This window comes from Shewanella sp. ZOR0012, assembly GCF_000798835.1.
In the GTDB taxonomy this organism is placed as follows: domain Bacteria; phylum Pseudomonadota; class Gammaproteobacteria; order Enterobacterales; family Shewanellaceae; genus Shewanella; species Shewanella xiamenensis.
Genome location: NZ_JTLE01000094.1, coordinates 3,069,007 through 3,080,207, shown reverse-complemented (window position 1 = coordinate 3,080,207; position 11,201 = coordinate 3,069,007). Strand labels below are relative to the sequence as shown.

12 protein-coding genes and 1 other annotated feature are annotated in these 11,201 nt (G+C 46.7%); of the genes, 7 read left to right on the top strand and 5 right to left on the bottom strand.

The window, feature by feature from the left end; all coding sequences use genetic code 11:
- From L976_RS23345 to L976_RS15175, 5 genes are all read left to right on the top strand, one after another.
- Positions 1–129, top strand: a 129-nt coding sequence (locus L976_RS23345) for a hypothetical protein (protein ID WP_197062282.1), incomplete at its 5' end; no start/stop codon positions are given.
- A gap of 160 nt (positions 130–289) precedes the next feature.
- Complete coding sequence (locus L976_RS15190) at positions 290–784, top strand: GNAT family N-acetyltransferase (protein ID WP_037415676.1); 495 nt, start codon at positions 290–292, stop codon at positions 782–784.
- The gene (locus L976_RS15185; RefSeq protein ID WP_037415674.1) at positions 784–1,134 is read left to right on the top strand and encodes a DMT family protein; all 351 of its coding nucleotides are present in this window, start codon (positions 784–786) and stop codon (positions 1,132–1,134) included. The genes L976_RS15190 and L976_RS15185 overlap by 1 nt, the downstream gene beginning before the upstream one ends.
- Positions 1,135–1,172: 38 nt before the next feature.
- Positions 1,173–1,430 (top strand): DUF2960 domain-containing protein, encoded by a 258-nt coding sequence (locus L976_RS15180; RefSeq protein ID WP_011071581.1) that lies wholly within the window; start codon positions 1,173–1,175, stop codon positions 1,428–1,430.
- Between the two features lie 39 nt (positions 1,431–1,469).
- Positions 1,470–1,979 (top strand): RDD family protein, encoded by a 510-nt coding sequence (locus L976_RS15175; protein WP_047538033.1) that lies wholly within the window; start codon positions 1,470–1,472, stop codon positions 1,977–1,979.
- Positions 1,980–2,056: 77 nt separating this feature from the next.
- Here the strand turns inward: L976_RS15175 and lptG are convergent, their stop codons facing one another.
- Both lptG and lptF read right to left on the bottom strand, forming a co-directional pair.
- Positions 2,057–3,115, bottom strand: a complete 1,059-nt coding sequence (lptG, locus tag L976_RS15170; protein ID WP_037425424.1) for an LPS export ABC transporter permease LptG — start codon at positions 3,113–3,115, stop codon at positions 2,057–2,059.
- A complete protein-coding gene (gene lptF / locus L976_RS15165; protein WP_037415652.1) occupies positions 3,112–4,224 on the bottom strand; it encodes an LPS export ABC transporter permease LptF in 1,113 nt (370 codons plus the stop codon). The genes lptG and lptF overlap by 4 nt, the downstream gene beginning before the upstream one ends.
- Positions 4,225–4,479: 255 nt before the next feature.
- Here lptF and pepA point away from each other — a divergent pair, with 255 nt between their 5' ends.
- Positions 4,480–5,988 (top strand): leucyl aminopeptidase, encoded by a 1,509-nt coding sequence (gene pepA / locus L976_RS15160; RefSeq protein WP_047538030.1) that lies wholly within the window; start codon positions 4,480–4,482, stop codon positions 5,986–5,988.
- A 213-nt stretch (positions 5,989–6,201) separates the two neighbouring features.
- Positions 6,202–6,320 (top strand) — a sequence feature (Phe leader region).
- A gap of 37 nt (positions 6,321–6,357) precedes the next feature.
- Positions 6,358–8,358, top strand: coding sequence for a chorismate mutase (locus tag L976_RS15155; RefSeq protein ID WP_047538027.1), 2,001 nt, complete (start codon positions 6,358–6,360; stop codon positions 8,356–8,358).
- 102 nt (positions 8,359–8,460) lie between these two features.
- Here the strand turns inward: L976_RS15155 and L976_RS15150 are convergent, their stop codons facing one another.
- The 3 genes from L976_RS15150 to L976_RS15140 form a co-directional block, all read right to left on the bottom strand.
- Positions 8,461–9,765 (bottom strand): cation:proton antiporter, encoded by a 1,305-nt coding sequence (locus tag L976_RS15150; RefSeq protein WP_047538024.1) that lies wholly within the window; start codon positions 9,763–9,765, stop codon positions 8,461–8,463.
- 45 nt (positions 9,766–9,810) lie between these two features.
- Positions 9,811–10,146, bottom strand: a complete 336-nt coding sequence (locus L976_RS15145) for a hypothetical protein (protein ID WP_037425417.1) — start codon at positions 10,144–10,146, stop codon at positions 9,811–9,813.
- Between the two features lie 131 nt (positions 10,147–10,277).
- On the bottom strand, positions 10,278–11,201 hold a 924-nt coding region (locus L976_RS15140; RefSeq protein WP_047540565.1), incomplete at its 5' end, for a hybrid-cluster NAD(P)-dependent oxidoreductase.

Sequence of the window (11,201 nt, the reverse complement as noted above, 5' to 3'; positions counted from 1 at the left end):
TGGCTTGGCAAGCATATTTGGTCCAAAGGCTCATTACTGACAACGGATGAACTCATCATTCAAGCCACAGGCGAGCCGTTAAACAGTCAATATCTGGCTAAGCATTTAACTCAACGCTATTTGGGCTAAATGCAGTAGCGCTAGGTCATAAAGCGTTGGCAATAACACTCTAGCGCTTAGACTTGGCGCAATCGCATCACTATCGGAGTTTCAAAGCTTTTGCTGCGATTTGGGTATATAATCCCGGACTTATTTATTCAAACTGCTTTTGGACGGAAAAAGGTCGACCATGTTACTGCGTGCAATCACCCCACAGGATTGGGATGCTATTTTACAGATCCAGGAAGAATGTTATTCTCAACTAGATCCTGAACCCCTGCATGTATTGCAAAGCAAGTGGCACGTCTCACCTCAATCCTGCTTTGTATTTGAGGTAAATGACTCAGTGGTGGGCTATTGTCTTGCTCATCCTTGGACCACCAATATGCCTCCCGCACTTTATGAGCCAATCACCCATTTACCTAAGGCCGATACTTTGTATCTGCACGATATTGCGATATCGGCAAAGGCTCAAGGTTTAGGCGCTGGGTCTAAAGCCTTAATGCGTCTAAAGCAGCTTGCCGATCGCTTTAACTTGAGCTCCCTCTCCTTAGTGGCGGTGCAAGGCGCTGATAGCTATTGGCGCAAAATGGGCTTTAAACCTAAAGCCATAGAGAAATGCCTTGGTAGCTACACTGATGATGCCATGTACATGATTTATAAACTTAATCATCGAGAAGAATGATGAATCCAACCCTGACAACTATCGGTTTACTCTGTCTTAGCAATATTTTTATGACCTTTGCTTGGTACGGACATTTAAAGTCCTTAGGCTCAAAGCCTTGGATTATCGCTGCCTTGGTCAGTTGGGGCATCGCCCTGTTTGAATACCTACTGCAAGTGCCGGCTAACCGTATCGGCTACACAGTGATGAATGTCGGACAATTAAAAATCCTACAGGAAGTCATTACCTTAAGCTTGTTTGTGCCCTTCGCCTACTTCTACATGAAGGAACCACTGAAACTCGATTATCTCTGGGCGGGTCTGTGCATCCTCGGAGCGGTGTATTTTATTTTTAGAAGCGAATTTAATTAATTTCAGAACCATTTCAGGACTTATTTCAGGAGAAAACCATGGCGCGTCAAGTGACTTACACCTTCAAAGGTGAGACGAAAACCATTGCCTTTAGTTATGCTAAACATCACGATTTATACGAGGCCGTAGCGGAGGCCGAAGGTATAGACTTAACCAAGTTTCTGGCGATGGAGCAACAAATTGCCATGACCTCACGCAAAGGCGCCAAGGCTGAAAAAGATTATCGCAAAGTCGAATTTGCTCGCTTTGGGTTTAGCAATATCCACTTTGTACGTGATGAAGAACCAGAAGCTTAAACCTTATCGTCATTTATCCATTTAGAATTAGGATCGCCGATGTTAAATGCTGAACATGCCAACTTTCCCCGCGCCGGATTCTTTCGCCGCCTAGGGGCAATCATCTATGACCTACTGCTAGCGGTAGCCGTATATATGTTTTCGGGCGCTATTGGCTTTGGTATTTTTTTTGGACTCACAGCCTCTGGCCTCGTTAGCATGAATGGCTTCGAGCATGTGTCCGACGCCCTCAATGGCACACCGATTTACCATGGGATTTATCAACTTTGGTTAGCGCTCTGCGTAGGTACTTTTTATGCGCTATTTTGGAGTAAAGGTGGCCAAACCCTCGGGATGCGCGCCTGGCGCCTTAAGATCCAGCACCCAAACGGCCAAAATCTAAGCCTTATCACCGCTTACGCTCGCATTGTGTGGTCATTACTTGGTATTGGTAATCTGTGGGTGCTGATCAACGACGATAAACTCGCACTGCAGGATATGATGACCCGTTCTGAAGTAGTCGTGTTATCCAAAGAAGCTAACCAAATGCGTAATTGGCATGGCGCTTAAATTTAGCTTTTAGTCGCTTATAAAATTGTCCCAATAAAAAACGACGCCATTGCGTCGTTTTTTATTACCCGCGTTTATCACCGCCGGATAAAGTAAAAGGCAATACCCGTAAATAGTAGACTTGGCGCCATCGCCCCGACATACGCAGGTAGTTCATAAACAATACTCATGGGGCCAAATATCTCATTACTGATATAGAAACTAAATCCAGCAACCACCCCGAGTAACACCCGCGCCCCCATAGTCACTGTCCGCAACGGTCCAAATACAAAAGATAACGCCACCAGCATCATCACCCCTACGGTAACAGGCTGCATCACCTTGCGCCAAAGGGCTAATTCGTAACGACTTGGGTCTTGGCTATTGCTATTAAGATACTCTAAGTATCCCATTAGGCCGCGTATCGATAAGGCCTCAGGCTTAACCGATACCACACTGAGCTTGTCAGGCGTTAAACTTGAGCGCCAAATATCTTCATCTAAATGCTCAAGTTTCACTTCGTCGTAGCTTAAATCGGTACGCTTAACATCCGAGAGATGCCAACTGTCTTTACTGAATAACGCACTTTTAGCATGCACTACATTGGTGAGTTTTAACTCACTGTTAAACTTATATAAAGTGATATTATTGAGCTTATCGATATCCGCAACTTCACCAATATTCACGAACAAATCACCATCTTTTGCCCAAATACCTCGGTGAGATTTAATCAAACTACCACCGGAGAGTTTGATGGCCTGAAGTTCATTAGCCTTTTGCTCCGCAATTGGGGCGCCCCACTCACCCAATGCCATGACCATCAGCATCAGCGGCACTGCAGTTTTCATCGCCGATAGCGTGATCTGCAAACGCGACATGCCCGATGCTTGCATGACGACAAGCTCCGAATTAGAGGCTAACATCCCCATACCGATCAAGGCACCTAACAGCACAGCCATCGGGAAAAACATTTCAATATCGCGGGGCACAAGGAATAGCACATAAATCCCCGCATCCATCATAGTGTAAGTGCCGCGGCCCACTAAGCGCAGTTGGTCTACCCACTTAATAATGCCTGACAAACCTGTCAGCACCAGTAAACATAACGCTGAGGTGCTTAATAAAACTCGGGCGATATAAAGGTCTAAAATCTTCATGCAGCCACCTTTTTACGCGCCATTGCCGCTGATAAACGGGCAAATAGGGGCCTGTCTTTACCGAGCAGTAAAATCCCCATAATCAGTGCCGACAAATGGATCCACCACATGCCTAAATACTGTGGAATAACGCCATCTTGCAGCGCTTTACGACCCGCAACCATCAGACCAAAATAACCTAGGTACAAGAGAACAGCGGGCAGCATTTTGGCGAACTTGCCTTGTCGCACATTGACCCGAGCCAAAGGTACTGCAATTAAGGTCATAATAGGAATCGCCAACGGAATTGCTAGACGCCAATGAAACTCAGCCACGGCTTCAGAACCTTCTACTTTCATCAAGTCTGCCAGCGGTAAAGCTGAAAGTTTACGGCGACGTTCATCAACCTGTTGTTCTTTGATTTGCATCTTATAGCCACCAAATTCAATCATTTGGTAGTCTTTTTGTTGTGGGCTGCCCTGATAACGCACCCCATCATTGAGTTGTAACTGCTGTGAGCCATTTTGATCTTCATTAACGCGCCCCCCCTTGGCAACAACGACGTTAGTCAAGCCGATTTCGTCATTTGGATCGGGGAGTTGGGCCACGAATACTTTTTCAAGCTCATTATCCTTGCCAATGCGTTCGACAAACAGTACCGCACGGCCATTGGGGCTGGCCTGAAAACGCCCTTGCACGAGCGCGGCAAGGCCTGCTTCAGATTGTGCTTTCTCCAGCACTTGGTTTTGTTGCTCCTCAGCCCAAGGCGCAACATAAAGGGATAAATACCCAGTAAACAACATGTTAATAACGGCAAGGATCAAAGTTACTCGAGTAACATACCATTCACTCACACCAACACCGTGCAGAATGACCATTTCATTCTCGGCATACATGCGACCATGGGCCATTAATATCCCAAGGAATAAGCTTAAAGGTAAAACCAGAACAACCAGATAGGGTAAATTAAGGCCTATCAAGGTGGCGATAAGAGAAGCGGGAAATTCACCGTCTGAGGCGTCGGCTAATATGCGCACGAAATGCTGGCTAATAAAAATAGTTAACAGTACAAAAAGTACCGCAATTTGCGCCTTTAAAACTTCTCGAATAAGGTATCTAAATACAATCACAGGTAGGATCCGGTCTCTAAACTTATCTTTTTGCTGGTAACAGACTAACTTTCATGTAAACTGTTTACTTTTGGTAGTTTTCTGACCAACTTCAGGGGTTCCTGGCTTACATTAAATGTCACGGCTTTTTCACAAAAACGTGACTCAAGTGCCGAGAATAAATCACCTTTGGAGTAATAACTTAGGCCCTTTTCGGGACAAGCAGACATTATCCAATAAATATAAAAATTTGTCTTTAAGAATCTAGGAGTGCTCATGGAGTTTAGCGTAAAGAGCGGTAGCCCCGAAAAACAACGCTCAGCCTGCATCGTTGTCGGTGTTTATGAACCCCGCCGTCTATCCGGTATCGCCGAGCAATTAGACAAGATTAGCGAAGGTTATATCAGTAATCTACTGCGTCGCGGCGATTTAGAAGGTAAGCCTGGGCAGATGTTATTACTGCACCACGTTCCTAATGTATTGAGTGAACGAGTGCTGTTAGTCGGTTGCGGCAAAGAACGAGAACTAGACGAGCGCCAGTACAAACAGATCATCACTAAAACCATCAACACCTTAAATGAAACCGGTTCAATGGAAGCGGTATGCTTCTTAACCGAGTTACACGTTAAAGGTCGCGATACCTATTGGAAAGTTCGCCAAGCGGTCGAAACCACCAATAGTAGTTTATACAGCTTTGATGCGCTCAAAACCCGTAAAGGTGAGACCCGTCGTCCGCTGCGTAAATTAGTATTTAATGTGCCAACACGTCGCGAATTAACCTTAGGTGAACGCGCGATTGAGCACGGCATGGCCGTTTCTGCTGGTATGCATTTATGCCGCGATGTGGCTAACATGCCGCCAAATATCTGTAATCCAGCCTATTTAGCCTCTCAAGCTCGCCAATTGGCCGAAGTCCACGAAAATCTACATGTATCAACTGTAGGTGAAGAGCAAATGGCGAAACTCGGCATGAACTCTTACCTTGCCGTAGGTCGTGCCAGCGCCAATGAATCCATTATGACAGTGATGGAATACAAGGGTGCCGTCGACAGCACGGAAAAACCTATCGTATTGATTGGTAAAGGCTTGACTTTCGATTCAGGCGGTATTTCATTAAAACCGGGCGAAGCCATGGATGAAATGAAATACGACATGGGTGGCGCTGCTGGTGTGATCGGCACCATGAAAGCCATTTGTGAAATGAAGCTACCAATCAACGTCGTCGGTATTCTCGCAGGTTGTGAAAACATGCCATCGGGCAACGCTTACCGCCCAGGTGACATTTTAACCACCATGTCAGGGCAAACTGTTGAAGTTCTGAACACCGACGCCGAAGGCCGTCTAGTATTGTGTGACGTGTTAACCTATGTTGAACGTTTCGATCCTGAATTAGTGATTGACACTGCTACGCTCACTGGCGCCTGCGTGATTGCCTTAGGTAAACATGCATCGGGTCTGTTCTCATCACATAATCCACTTGCGCATGAGCTACTCAATGCAGGTGAGCAGAGTGGTGACCGCGCATGGCGTATGCCACTGTGGGATGAGTACCAAGATATGCTCGATAGCCCATTTGCCGATATGACCAACTTAGGTGGTCGTCCAGCGGGCGCGATTACTGCGGCTTGTTTCCTCTCGCGTTTCGCGAAAAAGTACAACTGGGCTCACCTAGATGTCGCAGGTACGGCGTGGAACAGCGGTGCCAATAAAGGTTCAACCGGCCGCCCAGTACCGATTTTGACTCAGTTCCTGATCAACCGTGCTGGCGTCGAATTAGGCGAATAATCCCTAACAAGACCAAAAGGCGAAGAAACATTTCTTCGCCTTTTTTATGCCGCAAAGAAAGCGAAATGCCACTGAGACTAATGCGATTAACTATCTGTTCATTCAATTTGATTGCGTGAGAAGAGTTAACAACAACCTCGATGTGAAAGAATACTGCTATTGAATATTTTTTGATTGACAGCCACGTCCTCGCCCTTTAGTTTTAGTCCCTATGAAAACAAATACCTTAGCGTTTTTTACTTTCTTTTTTACACCCCCACTCTAGGAGGCGGATTTACTGTGTAAAAACGAAAGTAAAAATCCAAAGCCTCCCACTGGGAGGCTTTTTCGTCTTAAACGCTTGAGAATCCGGCGGCAAATGAGGTCAGAATGCAAAAACCACAGCCTTTAAATCACACTCGAGAGCAAATAACCCAGCTCGACAATGAGCTTCTCTCGTTACTCGCCGAACGTCGCCGCTTAAGTCTTGAAGTGGCCCGCAGTAAAGAAGTAGATGTGAGACCCATTCGCGACACCCAAAGGGAAAAAGAACTGCTGGCAAGATTAGTGACGGCAGGGCGAGAAAAAGGCTTAGACGCCCATTATGTTATCTCGCTGTATCAAAGCATTATCGAAGACTCGGTACTGAATCAACAGGCTTATCTTCACGGCCGCGCGAACCCTGAAACGCAAAAACAACAATACTGTATCGCCTACCTTGGCGCCCGCGGCTCCTACTCTTACCTTGCCGCGTCTCGCTATTGCCAACGTCGTCAGGTTGAGATGCTCGACTTAGGCTGCCAAAGTTTCGATGAGATAGTCCAAGCCGTTGAGTCAGGCCACGCCGATTATGGCTTTTTGCCGATAGAAAACACTTCGTCCGGCTCAATCAACGAAGTGTATGACGTACTGCAACATACAAGCCTGTCCATCGTGGGCGAGACGACTATCGAAGTAAGCCATTGCCTATTGGGCAAACCGGGCAGCAAACTGAGCGATATCAAAACTGTTTATGCTCACCCACAGCCCATCAGTCAGTGCAGCCGCTATCTTAGCCAGCACAAAGGCTTAAGACTGGAATATTGCTCAAGCAGCGCCGAAGCCATGGAGAAGGTCAACCAGTCTACCGACAATAGCGCCGCTGCGATTGGTAGCACAGAAGGTGGCGCGCTGTACCAACTCGAGTCAATTGAATCTGGCCTTGCCAATCAAAAGATTAACCAAAGCCGCTTTATTGTTGTGGCTCGAAAAGCCGTAGCCGTACCCGAGCAATTGCCCGCAAAAACTACCCTGATTATGGCCACAGGCCAAAAGGCGGGTGCGTTGGTTGAAGCCCTATTGGTGCTCAAGGCGCATCAACTCAATATGAGCAAACTCGAATCTCGCCCAATCCCAGGCACCCCATGGGAAGAAATGTTTTATCTGGATATCGATGCCAATATTTCCAGCGAAGCCATGCAGCAAGGGCTCAAACAGCTCGAGAGGATCACGCGGTTTATCAAAGTATTGGGGTGTTACCCTTGCGAAACCGTAAAACCGACACAACTCAGCAATAGCCAATTGTTGATTGAACCTAATACCTCTAAAGCCGAAGTATTCAGTGAAGTAAGCACTAAGTCATCTCCCTATCGTTACACTAAGGCTTATAAGGCGCAGGCGAGTGAAATTCACTGCGGCCCCTTTACCATTGGCGCAGGCCATCTTGGTGCTATTGCCAAGATAACTCTGAGCAAAAGCCTGCTGTTAGAGTCGTCACCAGCCGTCTTATCCGCCTTTGAGCGCAGAGTGAAACAGCTAAAAGAAGCGGGTTTCCAAGCGGTGATTTTAGACGGATGCCACTCGCTCACCTCAGCAGAAGCCATCATCCCTAAGCTGCGCCAAACCCTGCATCAGTATGATTTGCTTTGTGTTATTGCCATCGAACAGGCGACGGATATGCCGTTGGCGACAGGCCATGCGGATATGTTGTTCTTAACGGGCAAACAAATGTTTAATCAGGCCTTGCTGACTCAGGCAGGCACCTTGCCAATCCCGCTATTCCTCGAACGTCACGATATGGCAAGCTATGAGGAGTTTATGGCGGCAACGGAGACGATTTTAAGCCAAGGTAACCAACAGCTTATCCTATGTGATTCTGGCATTCGTACCTATAACAATGCCAACTTACCCACCTTGGATTTAGCAAGCCTCATCCAAATTAAGGCCAACAGTCATCTCCCCATAGTAATTAACCCTTGTTATGCCATCAGCGAAGATGCGCTGCCACTGCAAACTCAAGGGATTAAACAGCTGAAAGCCGATGGCCTAGTGCTGAATTGCTCCCTCGAAGAAGATAAAGCACATGACTCATTGGCGCTGATGAGCGAGGTCGTAAGGGAGTTATACCGCTAATTTGCGTGTATAAGGATACTGAAGAACATACAGCCACGAATATCGTGGCTGTATTGTTTAGGGCTTTTAGGATTTTAGGCATCGAGCTTAAACGCAGCAGGGCTAGGTTCGGTCGGGCGCAATCTGGCTATTGGTATCTGTTGCCACCGCATTACTGCGGCGAATTAACCCCGTCATGCTTGAACCTTGGATAAGGATTGAAAACACCACTACCGCATAGGTCATCACGAGCAGTAGCTCTCGCAGCTCGACACCGCTTTGTGAATCAATAATAACGCCCTCGGGCAAGCTCATCGCCATCGCTAATGCCAGCCCACCCCGCAAGCCGCCCCAAATAAGGATCGACTCAGCATAAGGATTGTAGGACTTAACCAATCTAAATCCCATATAGGGCAAAAACACACTCACCGCCCGCGCCGTTAATACCAGCGGAATAGCCAGCAGCATAAACCACCATAATGGCGCTTTAAAGGTGACAAGCAGGAGTAATAATCCCAGCAGGAGGAACAGCAGCGCATTGAAGAAGGATTCAATCAACGACCAAAAAGTATAGAGTTTTACCCGCTCATGGCGCACAAAATACTTAGGCACGCTGTAGTTGCCGATAATCATCCCCGCACTCACCATCGCCAGCGGCCCCGACACCCCTAATACTTCGGCGATAACATAACCCGCCGTCGGGATCAGTAAAGTAACCAACATCAGCTGAGTTTCTTCCTCACAGTAGCGAAAGAAATGGTGCAACAATATCCCCAGCGCTGCGCCATAAACGATGCCCCCGAGCGCCTCTTGAACAAACAATAACGAGATTTGCGTGAACGTCAGCGGCTCAGTTGAAAAGGCTAGATGGGAGATGGCCACAAAAATCACCAGCCCAATGCCATCGTTAAAGAGCGACTCCCCTTCCACCTGAATAGCAATATCTTCGGGCGCGCCCATCTTCTTCAAAATGGCTAAAACGGCAATCGGATCTGTGGGTGAAATCAAGGCGCCAAAGAGCAAACAATGGCTTAAGGCCAAGGGCAATCCCAACATGGGAGCTATGTAGTAAAGCAAACCACCGACGATAAAAGTCGAGAGCAAGGTACTGACAAAGGCAAGGATGAGGATTTCCCATTTTTGATGCCTTAAGATTTTTAAGCGGATCTGTAATGCCCCAGCAAACAACAGGAAACCTAACATGCCATTGAGCAATAAGGCTTGAAAGTCGAGTTTCTCCAGCCCTGCCACAAAGTAACCATAAACATTACCGCCAAGTGCTTTCCCCCCCAACAATAGCAACAGACTCATGCCCAACGCCAATGCGGTAATGGCAACGGTTTCTTGCAGCTTATGTAAACGTGAAGATGCCACTGAGGTGACTAAGGCTAACGCACAGAGAATACACAGAATTTGATAACTAGACATTAGAGCCTCTTATCTCGTTAAGATGAAAAGACTCTAGCACAAGTTTTAGACTTCTAAACCATCCAATAGACTTAACCAGCCTTTAATTATCCGATGACAAAACCAAATAATACCAAAGAGATAAATCGAAAGACTAAGCCAAGTAATCGGCAAGCAATAACCTAATATTAAGAGTCCTAAAAAAATCATATTAGAATGGCGTTGCCAACGCAGGTGCGAAGCTAGTACCGCATTGCCTTGAGAGTGTCGCTGAGACAAGTTAATAAACAAGCTCAGCAGCACAGGAAGCAGTAACAACGGAAAGCCGGACATTAAGGCGTAAAGTAAATGGCCTAAGCTGCGATCTTCAATTTTTGCGGCATAAGTGGTTGTCGTTGTCATTGAGAGACTCCAGCCGGACGATGAGACTGGGCGTGAACTCCGCCCTTGTCTTTAACCTTACGTTCTCAGCGATATAATCGCAACTACGCTACCAAAATATTTCCGTTAAGGATGGCTCAAACAACTCAATATTAGCCCAACGACAGCGTTACATCCGACTTAAGCTTAGTTGAACAGGCTAACACATATCCGGCATCGATATCAGCTGGCGTCAATGTCATGCTACTAGTTGACTCAGTCTCCCCTTCGAGCACTTGGCATTTGCACGCGCCACATACACCCGAGCGGCAAGCCGCAATAATCGGTAAACCTTCAGCTTCAATCCCCTCAAGTAACGTTTGCTCTGCCGTTAAGGCCCGCTTTTTATCCCCAATAGATAACATAAAGCTTGCGCTGGCATTAACTTGATTTGCTGATTGCATTTCAGCTTGCTTGACTCGGCTTTGCGCTTCTTTCACTGCGGTAGCAAAACTCTCGTGATACAGCCTACTCATATCAAAGTTAAGATCAGTCAGAATCTTTTTCACGGCCTGCATATAAGGCTCTGGCCCGCACAAAAATACGGTTCGCTCGGCAAAATCAGGCACTAAATCTCGTAGATTATTGGCACTTAAACGGCCGATATCGTGTAATGTTTCCTCAGTATGCCAAACCGTATCAGTGGTGACATTCTCCACAATATAACGCAGTTTAAAATCTCGATGGCGCGTAGCCATGGTCTCTAATGAAGTTTTAAAAATAATATCGGCTTGAGTTCGCGCGCTATGTACAAAAGCGATGTCGGCATTCATTTGGGTATCGGTCAAATAACGCGACATCGAATACATAGGTGTTATACCGCAACCCGCGCTCAAAAAGAGGTATTTTTGGGCTGAAATATCAAACAGATTGAATTGCCCTGTTGGCGGCAGGACTCGTACCATTTGTCCTGGCTGTAGATGATCAATCAGATAATTCGATACGAGTCCTCCCTCAACCCGCTTAATGGTCAACATTAACGAGTAAGGTCGGGACGGCGTCGAAGATAAGGTATAACTGCGGCAAGCCTGTTCACC